The sequence below is a fragment of the Streptomyces sp. NPDC014623 genome (genome assembly GCF_043088245.1).
Classification (GTDB): Bacteria; Actinomycetota; Actinomycetes; order Streptomycetales; family Streptomycetaceae; genus Streptomyces.
Window position 1 is genome coordinate 98,152 of the sequence record NZ_JBIBZU010000012.1, and the last position, 17,292, is coordinate 115,443.

The 17,292-nt window shown below is 70.8% G+C and carries 16 protein-coding genes and 1 riboswitch; of the genes, 12 read left to right on the forward strand and 4 right to left on the reverse strand.

From position 1 onward, the window contains the following. Position 1: 1 nt before the first annotated feature. The 10 genes from hpnC (at position 2) to ACF1FZ_RS20395 (ending at position 10,801) form a co-directional block, all read left to right on the forward strand. On the forward strand, positions 2-922 hold the full coding sequence (gene hpnC / locus ACF1FZ_RS20350) for a squalene synthase HpnC (protein ID WP_391774785.1): 921 nt from the start codon (positions 2-4) through the stop codon (positions 920-922). 29 nt (positions 923-951) lie between these two features. After that, positions 952-1,872 carry a presqualene diphosphate synthase HpnD gene (gene hpnD, locus ACF1FZ_RS20355; protein WP_391774786.1) on the forward strand — a complete coding sequence of 307 codons (921 nt, stop codon included), beginning with the start codon at positions 952-954 and terminating at the stop codon, positions 1,870-1,872. A gap of 115 nt (positions 1,873-1,987) precedes the next feature. Then, positions 1,988-3,376, forward strand: coding sequence for a hydroxysqualene dehydroxylase HpnE (hpnE, locus tag ACF1FZ_RS20360; protein ID WP_391774787.1), 1,389 nt, complete (start codon positions 1,988-1,990; stop codon positions 3,374-3,376). Then, entirely contained in the window at positions 3,373-4,476 is a 1,104-nt protein-coding gene (locus tag ACF1FZ_RS20365; protein ID WP_391774788.1) for a polyprenyl synthetase family protein, read from the forward strand. Before hpnE ends, ACF1FZ_RS20365 begins: the two co-directional genes overlap by 4 nt. Positions 4,477-4,580: 104 nt before the next feature. Beyond that, complete coding sequence (gene shc, locus ACF1FZ_RS20370) at positions 4,581-6,593, forward strand: squalene--hopene cyclase (RefSeq protein ID WP_391774789.1); 2,013 nt, start codon at positions 4,581-4,583, stop codon at positions 6,591-6,593. A gap of 4 nt (positions 6,594-6,597) precedes the next feature. Next, positions 6,598-7,257, forward strand: coding sequence for a 1-hydroxy-2-methyl-2-butenyl 4-diphosphate reductase (locus tag ACF1FZ_RS20375; protein ID WP_391774790.1), 660 nt, complete (start codon positions 6,598-6,600; stop codon positions 7,255-7,257). 6 nt (positions 7,258-7,263) lie between these two features. After that, positions 7,264-8,286 (forward strand): adenosyl-hopene transferase HpnH, encoded by a 1,023-nt coding sequence (hpnH, locus tag ACF1FZ_RS20380; protein WP_391774791.1) that lies wholly within the window; start codon positions 7,264-7,266, stop codon positions 8,284-8,286. A gap of 156 nt (positions 8,287-8,442) precedes the next feature. Continuing rightward, positions 8,443-9,837, forward strand: coding sequence for an aspartate aminotransferase family protein (locus ACF1FZ_RS20385; RefSeq protein WP_391774792.1), 1,395 nt, complete (start codon positions 8,443-8,445; stop codon positions 9,835-9,837). A gap of 60 nt (positions 9,838-9,897) precedes the next feature. Beyond that, positions 9,898-10,518: a helix-turn-helix domain-containing protein gene (locus ACF1FZ_RS20390; RefSeq protein ID WP_391774793.1), complete on the forward strand. Its 621-nt coding sequence runs from the start codon at positions 9,898-9,900 to the stop codon at positions 10,516-10,518. 100 nt (positions 10,519-10,618) lie between these two features. Then, positions 10,619-10,801: a DUF6126 family protein gene (locus ACF1FZ_RS20395; protein WP_391774794.1), complete on the forward strand. Its 183-nt coding sequence runs from the start codon at positions 10,619-10,621 to the stop codon at positions 10,799-10,801. A 9-nt stretch (positions 10,802-10,810) separates the two neighbouring features. Here the strand turns inward: ACF1FZ_RS20395 and ACF1FZ_RS20400 are convergent, their stop codons facing one another. Next, a complete protein-coding gene (locus tag ACF1FZ_RS20400; RefSeq protein ID WP_391774795.1) occupies positions 10,811-11,635 on the reverse strand; it encodes a tyrosine-protein phosphatase in 825 nt (274 codons plus the stop codon). Between the two features lie 411 nt (positions 11,636-12,046). Further along, positions 12,047-12,207, forward strand: a riboswitch (cyclic di-AMP (ydaO/yuaA leader). Between the two features lie 5 nt (positions 12,208-12,212). On the opposite strand from ACF1FZ_RS20400, the gene ACF1FZ_RS20405 reads away from it, so the two are divergent. Next, complete coding sequence (locus tag ACF1FZ_RS20405) at positions 12,213-13,130, forward strand: peptidoglycan DD-metalloendopeptidase family protein (RefSeq protein WP_391774796.1); 918 nt, start codon at positions 12,213-12,215, stop codon at positions 13,128-13,130. Positions 13,131-13,293: 163 nt separating this feature from the next. After that, positions 13,294-14,121 (forward strand): SGNH/GDSL hydrolase family protein, encoded by an 828-nt coding sequence (locus tag ACF1FZ_RS20410; RefSeq protein WP_391774797.1) that lies wholly within the window; start codon positions 13,294-13,296, stop codon positions 14,119-14,121. A gap of 42 nt (positions 14,122-14,163) precedes the next feature. Here the strand turns inward: ACF1FZ_RS20410 and ACF1FZ_RS20415 are convergent, their stop codons facing one another. The 3 genes from ACF1FZ_RS20415 to ACF1FZ_RS20425 are packed head-to-tail and all read right to left on the reverse strand — an operon-like array spanning position 14,164 to position 17,260. After that, positions 14,164-15,081, reverse strand: a complete 918-nt coding sequence (locus ACF1FZ_RS20415) for an STM4011 family radical SAM protein (protein WP_391774890.1) — start codon at positions 15,079-15,081, stop codon at positions 14,164-14,166. 14 nt (positions 15,082-15,095) lie between these two features. Further along, positions 15,096-16,451, reverse strand: coding sequence for an STM4012 family radical SAM protein (locus ACF1FZ_RS20420; protein WP_391774798.1), 1,356 nt, complete (start codon positions 16,449-16,451; stop codon positions 15,096-15,098). Next, a complete protein-coding gene (locus ACF1FZ_RS20425; RefSeq protein WP_391774799.1) occupies positions 16,448-17,260 on the reverse strand; it encodes an STM4013/SEN3800 family hydrolase in 813 nt (270 codons plus the stop codon). Before ACF1FZ_RS20425 ends, ACF1FZ_RS20420 begins: the two co-directional genes overlap by 4 nt. Positions 17,261-17,292: the final 32 nt, after the last annotated feature.

A 17,292-nucleotide genomic window follows, 5' to 3' on the forward strand; every position in this document is an offset into this window, starting at 1 on the left:
AGTGACCCGTGCCCAGCGGGCGAGCGCCGACGCCGCCGTGACCGCCACACTCGACAAGGCAGCGGACGAGAACTTCCCCGTGGCCCCCTTCTTCCTGCCCCGTGCCTGGCGCGACGACCTGATGGCCGTCTACGGATTCGCCCGCCTCGTCGACGACATCGGTGACGGTGATCTGGCTCCGGGCGGCGCGGACGCCCGCCACCTCGGTCTCGAACCCGGGCAGGGCGAGGACCGGCTCGCCGCACTGGACGCCCTCGAAGCGGACCTGCACCGCGTCTTCGCGGCCACGGGCGACGGCCCGCGCCACCCCCTGATGCGCACCCTGCGCCCCACCGTGCGGCGCTGCGCGCTCACCCCCGAACCCTTCCTCGGACTCGTCGAGGCCAACCGGCAGGACCAGAAGGTCCGCCGCTACGGGACCTACGGCGAACTGCTCGCCTACTGCGAGCTCTCCGCCAACCCCGTCGGACGCCTCGTCCTGCAGATCACCGGCACCGCGAGTCCCGACCGGATCCGCCGTTCCGACGCGGTCTGCACCGCTCTGCAGATCGCCGAACACCTCCAGGACGTCGCCGAGGACCTCGGACGCGACCGGATCTACCTGCCCGCCGAGGACATGGCCCGCTTCCACGTCGGCGAACCGGATCTGGCCGTACCGTCCGCAGGTGCGGCGGTACGCGCCCTGGTCGCGTACGAGGCGGAGCGTGCCCGTGACCTGCTGGACGAGGGCGTCCCCCTGGTGGGCAGCGTCCACGGCCGGCTCAAGCTGCTGCTCGCCGGATTCGTCGGCGGCGGGCGGGCCGCACTCGGCGCGATCTCGGCCGCCGGTTTCGACGTACTGCCCGGACCGCCCAAGCCCACCGCGCCCAGACTGCTGCGCGAAGTGGGAGACGTCCTGCGAAGAGCGCACAGAGAGGGGTGAGCCGGACCGTGGAGGGACAGACGACGTACATGTCGGCACCGGTACAGGCCGCATACAGCTACTGCGAGGCCGTCACCGGACAGCAGGCCCGCAATTTCGCGTACGGCATCCGGCTGCTGCCGTACGAGAAGCGGCAGGCCATGTCGGCGCTGTACGCCTTCTCCCGCCGGGTCGACGACATCGGCGACGGCGAGCTGGATCCGCAGACCAAGCACGCCCGGCTGGAGGACACCCGGGGCCTGCTCGGCCGCATCCGGGACAAGGCGGTCGACGAGGACGACACCGACCCGGTCGCGGTCGCGCTGGCCGACGCGGCGCAGCGGTTCCCGCTGCCCCTCGGCGGTCTCGACGAGCTCATCGACGGCGTGCTGATGGACGTGCGCGGCGCGACCTACGAGACGTGGGACGACCTGAAGACGTACTGCCGGTGCGTCGCGGGTGCCATCGGGCGCCTCAGCCTGGGCGTCTTCGGCACGGAGACGGGCGCGCCCGGCGCCGAACGCGCCGCGGAGTACGCCGACACCCTCGGCCTCGCGCTCCAGCTCACCAACATCCTGCGTGACGTACGCGAGGACGCCGGCAACGGCCGTACGTATCTGCCCGCCGACGACCTCGCCAAATTCGGCTGCTCCGCCGGATTCCACCGGGCCACCCCGCCCCCCGGGTCGGACTTCGCCGGCCTGGTGCGCTTCGAGGTGCGGCGCGCCCGGGCGCTCTTCGCCGAGGGGTACCGGCTCCTGCCCATGCTGGACCGCCGCAGCGGTGCCTGCGTGGCCGCCATGGCCGGCATCTACCGCCGGCTCCTGGACCGGATCGAACGCGATCCCGAGGCCGTCCTGCGCGGCAGGGTCTCGCTGCCCGGCCACGAGAAGGCGTACGTTGCGGTACGTGGCCTGTCGGGCCTCGACGCGCGGTACATCTCACGGCGTACGGCCAGGGGGAGGGTCTGATGTCGGATCAGGGCCGGCGGGCGGGGCGGGCAACCCCCGGCCGCCCCGGTGCGTCCCTGTCCGCGACGGCGCGGCGTACACCGCCGACCCCGGTGGCACGGCGAAGGGAGCAGACATGACCGGCCGGACCCCCGGGTCCTCCCGCGCGGTGGTCGTCGGCGGCGGCCTCGCAGGTGTGACCGCAGCACTGCGGCTCGCCGACGCGGGGCTCGGCGTGACCCTGCTCGAAGGCCGCCCCCGGCTCGGTGGACTCGCCTTCTCCTTCCGGCGTGGCGACCTGTCCGTCGACAACGGCCAGCACGTCTACCTGCGCTGCTGCACGGCCTACCGCTGGTTCCTCGACCGGATCGAGGGGGCCCACCTCGCCCCGTTGCAGGACCGCCTCGACGTGCCCGTACTCGACGTGGCCCGGCCCGGGGGGCCGAGGCTCGGACGGCTGCGCCGTACCGGTCTGCCCGTACCGCTGCACCTCGCCGGAGGGCTCGCCGCCTATCCGCACCTGTCGCCCGCCGAGAAGGCGGGTGTCGCCCGGGCCGCCCTGGCGCTGGGCCGCCTCGACCCCGCCGACCCCGCGCTCGACGGCATCGACTTCGCCACCTGGCTCCGCCGCCAGGGGCAGTCGCACCGCACCGTCGAGGCCCTCTGGGACCTCGTCGGCGTCGCCACGCTCAACGCCACGGCGGCGAACGCCTCCATGGCGCTTGCCGCGAAGGTGTTCAGGACGGGGCTCCTCTCCGAACCGGGAGCCGCCGACATCGGCTGGGCCGCCGTGCCCCTCGGCGACCTCCACGACACCCTGGCCCGCAAGGCGCTCGAATCGGCGGGTGTGGAGATCCACGTGCGCACCCGGGCCGGTGTTCTCACCCGCGCCGGGGACGGCCGCTGGGCCGTGGAGACGGACGGTGAACGGTTCGAGGCGGACACCGTCGTCCTCGCCGTGCCGCAGGGGGAGACCCACCGGCTGCTGCCCGAGGGGGCGCTCGACGACCCGGGCCGGCTGCTCGACCTCACCGACGCACCGATCCTGAACGTCCACGTCGTCTACGACCGCAAGGTGCTGCGCAGGCCGTTCTTCGCCGCGCTCGGATCCCCCGTGCAGTGGGTCTTCGACCGCACGGCGTCCTCCGGTCTCCGGGGCGGCGGCCAGTACCTCGCGGTGTCCCAGTCCGCGGCGCAGGACGAGATCGATCTGCCCGTCGCGGAACTGCGCAAGCGCTACCTGCCCGAACTGGAGCGGCTGCTCCCGGCGGCGCGGGGGGCCGGGATCCGCGACTTCTTCGTCACCCGGGAACGCACCGCGACCTTCGCACCCGCACCGGGTACGGGACGTCTGAGGCCGGGAACCCACACCCGTGCCGCCGGGCTGCACCTGGCGGGGGCGTGGACCGCCACCGGCTGGCCCGCCACGATGGAGGGTGCCGTCCGCAGTGGCTTCAGTGCCGCGGCCGCCGCGCTCCAGGCCCTCGGCCGGCCCCACGTACATCCGCTGCAGGAGGCGGCATGAGCAGTACCACCGGAACAAGAGGAGAGTCTGTGACCCCGGCGAATCCGGCTTACGACACCGTGGCGGACACCACGGACGTCACCGCGCTTCTGGAGCGCGGAAGGGCCCTGTCAGCGCCGGTGCTGCGAGCTGCCGTGGACAGGCTGGCGCCGCCCATGGACACCGTCGCGGCCTACCACTTCGGCTGGATCGATGCCCAGGGCCGACCGGCCGACGGTGACGGAGGCAAGGCCGTGCGTCCCGCGCTGGCCCTGCTGTCCGCGGAGGCGGCGGGCGCCCCGGCAGAGGCCGGGATCCCCGGGGCCGTGGCCGTCGAGCTCGTGCACAACTTCTCGCTGCTGCACGACGACCTGATGGACGGCGACGAACAGCGCCGCCACCGTGACACGGTATGGAAGGTGCACGGCCCCGCCCAGGCGATCCTCGTCGGCGACGCGCTCTTCGCCCTGGCCAACGAGATCCTGCTGGAGCTCGGGACCGTCGAGGCCGGCCGGGCCGCCCGCCGGCTGACCACGGCCAGCCGCAAGCTGATCGACGGACAGGCCCAGGACATCTCCTACGAGCACCGCGAGCGGGTCACCGTCGAGGAGTGCCTGGAGATGGAGGGCAACAAGACGGGTGCCCTTCTCGCCTGTGCCGTCTCCATCGGAGCCGTGCTCGGCGGAGCCGACGACCGTACCGCCGACGTCCTGGAGGCGTACGGCTACCACCTCGGCCTCGCCTTCCAGGCCGTCGACGACCTGCTCGGGATCTGGGGCGACCCGGAGTCCACGGGCAAGCAGACCTGGAGCGACCTGCGCCAGCGCAAGAAGTCCCTGCCCGTCGTCGCGGCGCTCGCCGCGGGCGGCCCCGCCTCGGAGCGGCTGGGTGAACTGCTCGCCGCCGACGCCAAGAGCAGCGACTTCGACAGCTTCTCCGAAGAGGAGTTCGCCGTCCGTGCGGCGCTCATCGAGGAGGCGGGCGGCCGCGAGTGGACCGCCCAGGAAGCCCGCCGTCAGCACACGGTAGCCATCGAGGCGCTGCACGGCGTCGACATGCCGGAACGAGTGCGGGCGCAGCTCACCGAGCTCGCCGACTTCGTGGTCGTACGAAAGAGATGATCACCATCCAGATATGACTCGCAGTCGCCGGCGGGCGCCCCACGGGGCGCCCGCCGACGGAGACCCCAGCACAGCAGAGGACCAAACTGCACGAAGGGGAAGCCATGACAGCGACGACCGACGGGACCACCGGGGCCGCGAACCTCCGCGCAGCCCCGGCCGGACACCCGACCGAACCAACCACTGCAGCGGACGACCTGGCGGCCGTCGCGCGGCGGGCCGCGGAACGCTCGGTGGAGCACCTCCTCGGCAGACAGGACGAGCAGGGCTGGTGGAAGGGCGACCTCGCCACCAACGTCACCATGGACGCGGAGGACCTGCTGCTCCGCCAGTTCCTGGGAATCCAGGACCCGGACACCGTCAAGGCCGCGGCCCGCTTCATCCGGGGCGAGCAGCTCGGCGACGGCACCTGGAACACCTTCTTCGAGGGACCGCCCGACCTCTCCGCCACCATCGAGGCGTACGTGGCCCTGCGGCTGGCCGGGGACCGGCCGGACGACCCCCACATGAGGCGTGCGGCCGGCTGGGTCAGGGAACAGGGCGGCATCGCCGCGTCGCGGGTCTTCACCCGGATCTGGCTCGCGCTCTTCGGCTGGTGGAAGTGGGACGACCTGCCGGAGCTCCCGCCCGAGCTGATGTTCCTCCCGAAGTGGGTCCCGCTCAACATCTACGACTTCGGCTGCTGGGCCCGCCAGACCATCGTGCCGCTCACCATCGTGTCCGCGAAGCGGCCCGTACGTCCCGCCCCCTTCGCCCTGGACGAACTGCACACCGACCCGGCGTGCCCCGGTCCGGACAGGCCCGCCGCTCCCGCCGCCAGTTGGGACGGTGTCTTCCAGCGGCTCGACAAGGCGCTGCACCTCTACCACAAGGTCGCACCGCGCGGACTGCGGCGTATCGCCATGAACAGCGCCGCCCGGTGGATCATCGAGCGTCAGGAGAACGACGGCTGCTGGGGCGGCATCCAGCCGCCCGCGGTGTACTCCGTCATCGCCCTGCACCTGCTCGGCTACGACCTGGACCATCCGGTCATGCGAGCGGGCCTGGAATCGCTCGACCGGTTCGCCGTGTGGCGCGAGGACGGTGCCCGCATGATCGAGGCCTGTCAGTCCCCGGTCTGGGACACCTGCCTCGCGACCATCGCCCTCGCCGACGCGGGTGTGAGCCCTGGTCATCCGGCGCTCGTACGGGCGGCCGACTGGATGCTCGCCGAGGAGATCGTACGGCCCGGCGACTGGTCCGTACGCAGACCCGGACTCGCCCCGGGTGGCTGGGCGTTCGAATTCCACAACGACAACTACCCCGACATCGACGACACCGCCGAAGTCGTGCTGGCGCTGCGCCGTGTCCGCCACCCCGACCCCGCCAGGGTCGAGGCCGCCATCGAGCGCGGGGTGCGCTGGAGCCTCGGCATGCAGTCACGCAACGGCGCCTGGGGAGCCTTCGACGCGGACAACACCAGCCCGTTCCCCAACCGGCTGCCGTTCTGCGACTTCGGCGAGGTCATCGACCCGCCGTCGGCCGATGTGACGGGACACGTGGTGGAGATGCTCGCCGTCGAGGGACGGGCCCACCACCCCCGCACCCGCCGGGGCATCGAGTGGCTTCTCGCCGAACAGGAGGCGAGCGGCGCGTGGTTCGGCCGATGGGGTGTCAACTACATCTACGGAACCGGTTCCGTGGTACCCGCCCTCGTCGCCGCCGGACTGCCGGCCGCGCACCCCTCGGTGCGAAGGGCCGCCGACTGGCTGAAGTCCGTCCAGAACGACGACGGAGGCTGGGGCGAGGACCTGCGGTCCTACCGTGAGGAGAAGTGGATCGGGCACGGCAGTTCGACCGCCTCCCAGACCGCGTGGGCGCTTCTGGCCCTCCTGGCCGCGGGTGAACGGGAGAGCAGGTCCGTGGAGCGGGGGGTCGCCTGGCTGGCGGAGACCCAGCAGGCGGACGGATCCTGGGACGAGCCGCACTTCACCGGGACCGGCTTCCCCTGGGACTTCTCCATCAACTACCACCTGTACCGGCAGGTCTTCCCGCTCACCGCACTCGGCCGGTACGTGTACGGCGACCCCTTCGTCACCGCTGCCGGGGCCGGCGCCCGTACGGGCAAGGGGGCCTGAGCCGATGGGTGGTGCACAGGAGCCGCCCGGTCCCGTCACGCCACTGCTGATCGCGTGTGCGCTCGGCATCGAGCGCTTCGCCCTGCGTACCGGCAGGAGGAGTGCCGTCCCGGGCCCCGGGCCCGTGAGTATCATCAGGTCCGGGATGGGCCCGCGGGCAGCGGAGAGCGCCGTGCGCCGCGCGCTGGGACCGAACGGCGCCGGAGGCACCGCGGTCATCGCCTCCGGCTTCTGCGCGGGACTGGAACCCGGCATGCACCCGGGTGATCTCGTGGTGGCCGAAGAGACCCGGGACTCCGGCGGCACCACGGTCTGCACCGGCACCGGCCTGCTGGTCGACGCCCTGGTCAGGGCGGTGCCCGGCCGCACGGTCCACACCGGCCCGCTGACCGGCTCCGGACATGTCGTCCGGGGGCCGGAGCGGGCCGGGCTCAGGGCCGCCGGTGCCATCGCGGTGGACATGGAGTCCGCGGCGACCCTCCGCACCGCGGTGCGGACGGGGCCACGCCCGGTTGCGGCCGTACGGGTGGTCGTGGACGCTCCGGAGCATGAGCTCGTCCGCATCGGCACGTTCCGCGGTGGAATATCAGCATTCCGCGTTCTCCGTGCCGTGCTTCCGGCTTTTCATGAATGGCACCGATCTTTGCTGCTCCCCAGGAGGTGAGCCCAGATGGCCATGCCGCTCCGTCAGTCCATCAAGGTTGCGACGTATCTCTTCGAACAGAAGCTCCGCAAGCGGGAGAAGTTCCCGCTGATCGTCGAGCTGGAACCCTTGTTCGCCTGCAACCTGGCGTGCGAGGGCTGCGGCAAGATCCAGCACCCGGCCGGAGTGCTCAAACAGCGCATGCCGGTCGCGCAGGCGGTCGGGGCGGTCCTGGAATCGGGCGCTCCGATGGTTTCCATCGCCGGTGGCGAGCCGCTCATGCATCCGCAGATCGACGAGATCGTGCGCCAGCTGGTGGCAAGGAAGAAGTACGTCTTCCTCTGCACCAATGCCATGCTGATGCGCAAGAAGCTCGACAAGTTCACTCCGTCGCCCTACTTCGCCTTCGCCGTGCACATCGACGGACTGCGTGAGCGGCACGACGAGTCGGTCGCCAAGGAAGGCGTCTTCGACGAAGCGGTGGAGGCGATGAAGGAGGCCAAGCGCCGCGGCTTCCGGGTGACGACCAACTCCACCTTCTTCAACACCGACACCCCTCAGACGGTCATCGAGGTCCTCGACTACCTCAACGACGAACTGAAGGTCGACGAAATGATGATCTCGCCTGCCTACGCCTACGAGAAGGCACCCGACCAGGAACACTTCCTGGGCGTCGAGCAGACCCGCGAGCTCTTCAAGAAGTCCTTCGCGGGCGGCAACCGCAGCCGGTGGCGCCTCAACCACTCACCGCTCTTCCTCGACTTCCTGGAGGGCAAGGCCGACTTCCCGTGCACGGCCTGGGCCATCCCCAACTACTCGCTCTTCGGCTGGCAGCGGCCCTGCTACCTGATGAGCGACGGGTACGTGCCCACGTACCGGGAACTCGTCGAGGACACCGACTGGGACGAGTACGGCCGGGGCAAGGACCCGCGATGCGCCAACTGCATGGCGCACTGCGGGTACGAGCCCACCGCGGTGCTCGCCACCATGGGATCGCTCAAGGAGTCCCTGCGAGCGGCGAGGGAGACCGTCGGCGGCGGGAGCCGGTGACGGCGTGACCACGGGGGAGGCGGTCGCACCGGGCCCCCCGCGCTGCCGGCCGGGCCGTTCGCGGAGAGCAGCCCTTCGCCTCACGTCCGGGCCGGGCCGGCGGCGCCCGACGGTGGCAGCGGGAGGGCGGAACACGCCGAGGAAGGGGAACGGGGCATGAAGGACGAACGGCCGGACTTCGATCTGACGCGGATCCTCGCGGAGCGGGGCGCCGAACGCTACGAGCTGCACACCCGGCACCTCAACCACCAGCTGCCGAGGATGCTGCACACCCTCGGTTTCGACAAGGTCTACGAGCGGGCCGAGGGAGCGTACTTCTGGGACGCGGAAGGCAACGACTACCTCGACATGCTCGCCGGCTTCGGTGTGATGGGGCTGGGCAGGCACCACCCCGTCGTGCGCAAGGCGCTCCACGACGTCCTGGACGCCTCGCTGGCCGACCTCACCCGCTTCGACTGCCAGCCGCTTCCCGGGCTGCTGGCCGAGAAGCTGCTGGCACACAGCCCGCACCTGGACCGGGTGTTCTTCGGCAACAGCGGTACGGAGGCGGTCGAGACCGCGCTGAAGTTCGCCCGGTACGCCACCGGCAAGCCACGGATCCTCTACTGCGACCACGCCTTCCACGGGCTGACGGCCGGCTCGCTGTCCGTCAACGGCGAGAAGGGTTTCCGGGAGGGGTTCGCGCCCCTGCTGCCCGACACGGCCATCGCGCTCGGCGACCTCGACGCGCTGCGACGTGAGCTGAAGCACGGTGATGTGGCCGGGCTGGTCGTGGAGCCGGTCCAGGGCAAGGGCGTCCACACCGCACCGCCCGGATTCCTGCGGGAGGCACAGGAGCTGCTGCACCGGCACGAGGCCGTGCTCATCGCCGACGAGGTGCAGACCGGGCTCGGCAGGACCGGTGACTTCTACGCCTACCAGCACGAGGAGGGAGTCGAACCCGATCTGCTCTGTGTCGCCAAGGCGCTCTCCGGCGGTTACGTACCGGTCGGTGCGACGCTCGGCAAGGACTGGATCTTCAAGCGCGTCTACTCGTCCATGGACCGGGTCCTCGTCCACTCCGCGAGCTTCGGATCCAATGCCCAGGCCATGGCGGCCGGGCTCGCCGTCCTCGACGTGATGGAGCAGGAGGAGACGGTCGCCAACGCCCGCCGCACCGGCGATCTGCTGCGGGAACGGCTCACCGCGCTCGTGGGCCGTTACGAACTGCTGCACGCGGTCCGCGGCCGCGGACTGATGATCGGCATCGAATTCGGCAGACCGTCCTCCTTCGGACTCCGCAGCCGCTGGGCGATGCTGCAGGCCGCGCGCAAAGGCCTGTTCGCGCAGATGGTGGTGGTGCCGCTGTTGCGGAAGCACCGGATCCTCACCCAGGTCTCCGGTGATCACCTGGAAGTGATCAAGCTGATTCCGCCGCTGGTCATCGGGGAACCGGAGGTCGATCGCTTCGTGACCGCCTTCACCGCCGTCATGGACGACGCGCACAACGGGGGCGGGCTGATGTGGGACTTCGGCAGGACACTGGTGAAGCAGGCCCTCGCCGATCGCTGAGCGGCTTGCCTCTGAGGCAAATTATTTGCCTCAGAGGAAAGTTCCTGGCCCAATGGAGCCATGAACCCTCCTGGCACAGAGGCGGCCGACGAGCTTCCGGGGATCGCGCCACGCCTGCGCGACCTGCGTCGTGGTCGCGGCCTCACCCTGGAGGCCGCAGCCGGACGGGCGGGCCTCTCCCCGGCCCACCTCTCCCGGCTCGAAACGGGTCGTAGGCAGCCCTCGCTGCCGATGCTCCTCGGCCTTGCCCGTGTCTACGGTACGACTGTCTCCGAGCTCCTGGGAGAGCTGCCCCCCGAGCGTGACGCGATCGTGCGCGGCGGTCCGCCCGAGGGTCCGTCGCGCGGCGCCGAAACGGGCGGCTGGCTCTACCGGCAGGCGGGCGGACCGGGCCGTGCCATGCAGGCGCTGCGCGTCCAGGTCCCCTACGGTGCCGAAGGCGATCTCGTGCGTGTCCACCCCGGAGAGGAGTGGCTGTACGTCCTCGACGGCCGACTGCGGATCGTGCTCGGGGAGACCGTGCACGACCTCGATCCGGGTGACAGCGCGCACTTCGACTCGCTCACCCCGCACCGGATCGCGGCGCTCGACACCGCTGGGACGCGCCTGCTCTTCGTCCACACACTGCTGCAGAGCCCGGCCGCCGAGCTGTGCCTGGGCGGCGGGATCCACCGGCTCTGATCCCGCGCACCCACCGTCCGCACCTTTCACCACCGCGCGCTCTCCGCGATCGCGCCCCCCTTCGTCACCCTGGCCCGAGCGGCCGGAAGAGAGGACTGACATGTCCGATTCGGAGTACTACGACCCGCTCACCCCGCGCAACCCGCGCAAGGCGAAGAGCGCGGACACGCAGGAGCGGCGCATCCCCCGCGGTCTCGTGATCCGGCTCGTCGCCTACCTGGTGGCCGGACACGTCGTCGCGGCCTTCCTCTTCCTTCTCTTCACCGTGGCGGGGGAGGGCTGACCTCCGGCGTCACGCCTCCTCGACGAGGCGTTCGCGCAGTTTCGCGCGGGTCTCGTCGCTGATCTTCAGTCCCTCGAAGAGGTAGCGGTCCGTGCTGCCCCAGATCTCCTCGATGGTGGCGAACGCCGCGTCGAGGTATTCGGCGTGGGCGCCGAAGAGCGGATTGAGCAGCTCCATCACCTCGTCGGACATCCCTGCGGGCGAGGTGTCGCTGCGCTTCACCTTGTAGCGGCGGTGCGCGTCGTTCGACTTGAGGTAGTCGGCCTCGATGGCCTCCTTCTCGACGCCGACCGCGAGCAGTGAGACCGCGATCGACAGGCCGGCCCGGTCCTTGCCCGCCGCACAGTGCATCAGCGCCGGCACGCTGTCCTCGGCCAGCGCGTGCAGCACGCGGCTGTGTTCGGCGGTGCGGTCCTTGATGATCGAGCGGTACGAGGCGACCATCCGCTCCGTCCCCCTGCCGTCGGCCAGGATCGAGCGCAGTTGCTGGATGTTCCCGTCACGCACCAGCCGCCAGAACTCCGCGCCGTCGGCGGGATCGGAGAGGGGGATGCTGACGTTCCGGACACCGGGAAGCTCGATGTCGAGGCCGTCGAGCTTGTGGTCGGCGGCATTGCGGAAGTCGAAGATCGTGTGCAGCCCGAGTCCGGCGAGGAAGGCGGCGTCGGCCTCGGTGGCGTGGGCGAGGTGACCGCTGCGGTAGAGGCGCCCGTACCGCACGGTGCGGCCGTCCACGGTCGGAAGTCCGCCGACGTCACGGAAGTTGCGGACGCCGGTCAGGTCGACGTCCGTCGGCTCGGGGCGGGCCGGCGGGACCTCTGGCAACTGCGTCACAAGGGCTCCTGGAGTGTCAGGCGTCGGCGCCGCTCGCCGACGGGGCACGCCCGCGACGATACGACATGGCTGCATCGGGCAACCGTCTTGGCCGCCCGGTGCGGGCCTCACCGGAGATGACGGTCGCCGCATGTCCGTATTGGTGCTTTTTTGTGAACATGCCCTACTTATTCAGTAGATGGGTCGAGGCAGGTGAGCGGGATCATATCTGTGACGGTGCGTGGTGAAGGTGCCGACGACTATTCCGGACGCCGAGCGGAAAGCCAAGATCCGTAATCCACGGAGTGTGACGGGAATTCCGTACCGGAAATGAAGAGCGGATTCCGGTCCGTGATCCGCGGCTTGTCCGTGGCGTCCCGGCTCGCTTACGGTCACGGTCAATCCGGACGGAACGCCTAATCCTGCCGCCGCCCGGAATCCGCACCGACTCACGTGTGGCAGGAGCGGGGGAACCAGGTAGGCCGCCGGCCGGAGGGATCCGGTACGGCTAGGGGTCAAGCCGCACGCACCGCGCGGCCGGGCATCTCCAGTCCGAACCCGACAGCTCACCTCGCAGGCGCCGGAGAGGAAACCCCCCATGCCCGCAAAAGGCAAGCACCGTCGTACGAAGACCGGCCCGATCTCCCGAGGCGTCCTCGCCGCAGGGACCGGCGGCGCCGTTCTCGCCCTCCCGCTGATCGGCGCCACCGGCGCCCACGCCGCCGAGCAGGCCGCTCCGGCTGCCAAGTCCGCCGCCGCGCACAGCACCCTCAGCTCCGCGGCCGCGGCGAAGGGTGCCCCGAAGACCTACTCCGTGGTCTCCGGCGACTACCTCTCGAAGATCGCTGCCGACAAGAAGGTCAAGGGCGGCTGGCAGAAGCTGTACCAGGACAACCGTGAGGTCGTCGGCGAGGACCCGGGCCTGATCCTCCCGGGCATGAAGCTGACCCTCGGCGCCAAGGTGTCCGGCTCCGCGGAGAAGGCCTCCGAGGCCGTCCCCTCGACGGCGGGGAAGGCGGCCCCGGCCGAGAAGGCCGCCGCCCCGGCAGCTCCGGCCGAGAAGGCGGCCGCGGCGACCACCGACGCCGGTGCGTCGGAGAGCGGCAGCTCCGGTTACGCCGCTCCGGTCGAGGGCGCCGGTGTCACCACCCAGTACCGCGCCTCCGGCGCCAGCTGGTCCAGCGGTTACCACACCGGTGCCGACTTCCAGGCGGCCTCCGGCACCAGCGTCAGGTCCATCGGCCCGGGCACGGTGGTCTCCGCGGGCTGGAGCGGCTCGTACGGCAACGAGGTCGTCATCCAGCACAGCGACGGCATGTACTCCCAGTACGCGCACCTGTCCTCGCTCGGGGTGTCGGCCGGCCAGGCCGTCACGGGTGGCCAGCAGATCGGCCTCTCCGGCTCCACCGGCAACTCCACCGGTCCGCACCTCCACTTCGAGGTCCGGACCGGCCCGGGCTACGGCTCGGACGTCGACCCGATCGCCTACCTGCGTTCGCACGGAGTCTCCGTCTGAGGCACACCACCCGAAGGCGGGCGAGAGGGGCGGTGCGCGGCGGCGCACCGCCCCTCTCCTTGTTCCGGCTTTACCAAAAACTGACCGGGTGGTCTTTCTCACCACCCGTCAACCCCTTATTACGGTCGCGTAGGTCACAATCGAAGGTGCAAGATAAACCCTTGTGGCAGACGATTCGAGAAACAGACGACGAGGCATCATCGGGTCGTACGCAGCGATTGGCGACAGCTTCACCGAGGGAGTCGGAGACCCCGGTCCCGGCGGGACGCTCGTCGGCTGGGCGGACCGGCTCGCGGTTCTCCTCGCGGACCAGCTCCCCGGCTCCGATGCGGTGGTAGGTCCGGCGGACGACACGCACGGGAACTTCCGTTACGCCAATCTCGCCGTACGCGGACGTCTCCTCGACCAGATAGTCGAGGAACAGGTCCCTCGCGCCAAGGAGCTGGCACCTGATCTGGTGAGCTTCTGCGCGGGCGGCAACGACATCCTCCGTCCCGGCTCCGACCCCGACGACGTCGCGATCCGGTTCGAGCGCGCGGTCGCCGATCTGACACGGACGGTCGGCACGGTCATGGTCACCACCGGCTTCGACACCCGCGGCATCCCCGTGCTCAAGCACCTGCGGGGCAAGATCGCCATGTACACCGCGCACGTCCGGTCCATCGCCGACCGCTACGGCTGCCCGGTGCTGGACCTGTGGTCCCTGCGGTCCGTGCAGGACAGGCGCGCCTGGGACAACGACCGGCTGCACCTCTCGGCGGAGGGGCACACCCGCGTCGCGCTGCGTGCCGCCCAGGTCCTCGGCATCGAGGTACCGGCCGACCCCGACCAGGTGTGGCCCCCGCAGGCCCAGCGCGGGGCACTGGACCTGCGGCGCGACGACATCCAGTGGGCGCGTGAATATCTCGTTCCGTGGATCGGCCGCCGGCTGCGCGGGGAGTCCTCCGGGGACCACATCGCGGCCAAGCGTCCCGATCTGCTGCCGCTCTGACCCTTCGTCTCCGGATGCCGCCCCCTGGCCGCTGTCGCTCCGTCAGCGGCTGACGACGGGGAGCGGACGCCGGGTGGGGCCGGGGGGCACGAGCCCGCCCGGGGCGGGTACCCGTAGCGGGCGGGCGGGTATCCGCTCCAGCACGCCGCCCGCGAAGACGTCGTACAGCGGCAGTGTCTCCAGGTGCACGTAGCCGATGTGGCAGTCGCACACATCGAGCGGACAGCCGCGCGGGCCGAGCGAGCCGCGGTAGCTGCCGTCGTAGAGATTGCCCAGTTCCGCACGGACGAAGTGACAGCGGCGCACCGTCCCGTCACCGTCCACCGATATGACCGACCGGCCGGTCCGGCAGGGCAGCCCGGCCGAGCGGTGCGGATGCCTGCTGTACGGGAACAGCGGGTCCAGGGCCGTCCACCGGCCCGCCTGTTCGTCCGAATAGGCGTGCCCCTCGGCGGCGTTGACCCAGAGATACACCTCGGGCGGCAGCGCGGCACGCAGCCGGCGGGCCTCCCCCAGATGCTCGTCGAGACCGACGATCCCGACGCTGTACCGCACCCCGAGGGCCGTCAGCTCCCGGCACCGGCCCAGGAACCGTTCGTACGGCGTCTGACCGGGGTGGTAGGTGCACCACAGGGCGACCTTGTCGCGTTCCGCCTCGGCCAGCCAGCCGGTACGGCCGCTGAGGTTGGTCTGTACGGCGACCCGGCCGATGTGCGGCAATCGCGACAGCTCGACGAGCGCCCTCCGGTACCAGGACCGGACCAGACCCTCGCCCCACGGGGTGAACAGCACCGACAACCGGTCGCCGGTCTGCTCGGCCGCCCACGCAGTGAACCTCTCCAGGGCCGCGCGGTCCGTCCGCAGCTGCTCCCTGCTGTCCCGCCGCTTGGCGAACGGACAGTAGGGACAGTCGTAGTCGCACGAGGCGAGCGGGCCCCGGTAAAGAATCGTCAGGTCCATGCTCATCGGAGGGCTCACTTCGCCTCGTAGGCGGCCATGGCGGCCCGCACCGCCGGGGAGAACAGCTCCGGGCCCAGGGCGTCCGAATGGGCCAGGCCCTCGGGGGAGAGACGCAGCAGGTCGGGGGCCGCCGAATCATCCAGCCAGCCGCGCGCCGTGAAGAGCTCCAGCTCGGCCGGGAAGTCCTCGTACACGTCGGTGGCGAAACGCTCGCGGTACCCGGCAGCGCGCATGCCCTCGGCCTGGAGGAGCGACTGGAGAAGGTGGCGCCGGCGCGCCTCGCCGTCGTCGACGTACCGGCCGACCTCCGCACGGGAGAAGTCCTCGGTGGCGGTGAAGTCGTCGATGATGCCCCGGATCTCCCGCATCTCCACGGCGTAGTCGAAGGAGTAGTGCAGGGAGGAGGTGTACGAGCGGGCGCCGCAGCCGAGCCCGATCATGCCGTCCGTCTGGCAGGCGTGGTCGTCGGGGCCCGCGTGCGGGGCCCCGGTGCGGCGGAACATCCGCATCGACACCTGCTCGTAGCCATGGGCCAGCAGGTGGTCGCGGCCCGTGCGGTACAGCCGCAGCCGCTGTTCGTCCCATGCGGTGTCCGATGCCTCTGCTCCGGAACCCAGCCTTCCGAGACCGGTCAGCGGCCGCACGTACAGCGGGTAGAGGTAGAGCTCCTCCGGGCGCCAGGCCAGGGCGGCATCCAGCGAGGCGCGCCAGGTCGCCCCGGTCTGCCCCTCGATGCCGTAGATCAGATCGATGTTGAGGACCGGGACGCCGGCGTCGCGGATCCGGCCGAGGGCCGCCTCCACCTCGAAACGGTGCTGCGGGCGGACGGCGGCCCGTGCCTCGGCGTCCACGAAGCTCTGCACGCCGATGCTGATCCGGGTGGTGCCCCGGCCGGCCAGCACGGCCAGCCGGTCCGCCGTGGCCGTCGACGGCGAGGTCTCGACCGACAGGGGCATCCCCTTGAGGCCGGCGCCCATCCGCTTCTCCGCGATGTCGCAGAGGCGCTCCAGCTCGTCGGCGGTGAGGAACGTGGGGGTACCGCCACCGAACGCGGCGGCGGCGAAACGAACAGGCTCCTCGTCACCCAGGGCATCCCGGACGGCGGCGGCCTGCCGGTCCAGCGCGTCGAGGTAACGCGTCGTCAGCTCCTCGGGCGCGCCGATCCGGGTGAACAGATTGCAGAACCCGCAGCGGACTTCGCAGAACGGTATGTGGAGGTAGAGCGAGAGCGCGTCCTTGCGCTCCGCCGCCCAGAGCTCGCTCAGCGACGGACGTCCGGCGGGGGAGTCGGCGAGAGGGCGGTAGGCCGTCTTGTGCGGGTAGGCGTAGACGTAGCTGCGGTACGGACGGATGCGGGCCGTGGTGGTCATCGGGTCGCCCCTGGTTCGAGGAAGAAATGGGCATAGGGCACGGTCCAGACGGATTCGTGACCGATCCGGTGACCGGTGTGGCCGTCTTCGCCGTACGCCGTGCCGTGATCGGAGCAGACGATGGCGAAACACCTGCGACGACTGCTCGCCGCCGCGAAGAGACGCCCGATGTGCCGGTCCACGTACTCCAGCGCTGCGGCGTGGGTGGCCCTGGAGTCACCGGAGCCGGCGGTGGCACCACGCAGGTGGAACCAGTTGGGCTGGTGCAGCGCCGACACATTCACGAAGAGGAACAACCGCTGTTCGTGCGGGAGTTCCGCGACGACGCGTTCGGCCCGCGAGACCTGGGCCTCGAAGGACGTCGGAGAAGTGACACCGAACTCCGGCTCCCAGTGGCTCTCCTGGAACATGTCCGGCAGCACCGAGCCGAGTGGTGGGCGGCGGTTGAAGAAACCCACTCCACCGACACACACCGTGCGATAGCCCACGGCGGTGAGACCGGAGAGGAAGTCGGGGGTTTCGTGGACGAAGGTGCCGTCCGCGGTCGACTCGCTGCCCGCGAAACGCGCGGCGAACAGCCTCGGGTGAGGGCCGGGAGCGGCGGGCGTCGGCAGGAATCCGGCGAAGATCGCCTGGTGGGAGGCGTAGGTGAAGCTGCCCGGGGCGTGCCTCTTCTCCCAGACACCGCCGGGCAGGTGCCGGAGGAGGTTCGGGATGCGCCCGGCCGCTGCCAGCTCCTCGGCCACGTCGAACCGCAGGGTGTCCAGGGTGACGAGGAGAAGGTCGTGGCTGCCCACGATCGCGTTCATGTCGGGACCGGGGGGCTGCCCGTCACAGGACG

Coding starts and splice junctions, on each gene's coding strand:
- hpnD (WP_391774786.1), top strand. CDS start 952: ATGTCGGCACCGGTACAGGCCGCATACAGCTACTGCGAGGCCGTCACC.
- hpnE (WP_391774787.1), top strand. CDS start 1,988: ATGACCGGCCGGACCCCCGGGTCCTCCCGCGCGGTGGTCGTCGGCGGC.
- ACF1FZ_RS20365 (WP_391774788.1), top strand. CDS start 3,373: ATGAGCAGTACCACCGGAACAAGAGGAGAGTCTGTGACCCCGGCGAAT.
- shc (WP_391774789.1), top strand. CDS start 4,581: ATGACAGCGACGACCGACGGGACCACCGGGGCCGCGAACCTCCGCGCA.
- ACF1FZ_RS20375 (WP_391774790.1), top strand. CDS start 6,598: ATGGGTGGTGCACAGGAGCCGCCCGGTCCCGTCACGCCACTGCTGATC.
- hpnH (WP_391774791.1), top strand. CDS start 7,264: ATGGCCATGCCGCTCCGTCAGTCCATCAAGGTTGCGACGTATCTCTTC.
- ACF1FZ_RS20385 (WP_391774792.1), top strand. CDS start 8,443: ATGAAGGACGAACGGCCGGACTTCGATCTGACGCGGATCCTCGCGGAG.
- ACF1FZ_RS20390 (WP_391774793.1), top strand. CDS start 9,898: ATGAACCCTCCTGGCACAGAGGCGGCCGACGAGCTTCCGGGGATCGCG.
- ACF1FZ_RS20395 (WP_391774794.1), top strand. CDS start 10,619: ATGTCCGATTCGGAGTACTACGACCCGCTCACCCCGCGCAACCCGCGC.
- ACF1FZ_RS20405 (WP_391774796.1), top strand. CDS start 12,213: ATGCCCGCAAAAGGCAAGCACCGTCGTACGAAGACCGGCCCGATCTCC.
- ACF1FZ_RS20415 (WP_391774890.1), bottom strand. CDS start 15,081: ATGGACCTGACGATTCTTTACCGGGGCCCGCTCGCCTCGTGCGACTAC.
- ACF1FZ_RS20420 (WP_391774798.1), bottom strand. CDS start 16,451: ATGACCACCACGGCCCGCATCCGTCCGTACCGCAGCTACGTCTACGCC.
- ACF1FZ_RS20425 (WP_391774799.1), bottom strand. CDS start 17,260: ATGAACGCGATCGTGGGCAGCCACGACCTTCTCCTCGTCACCCTGGAC.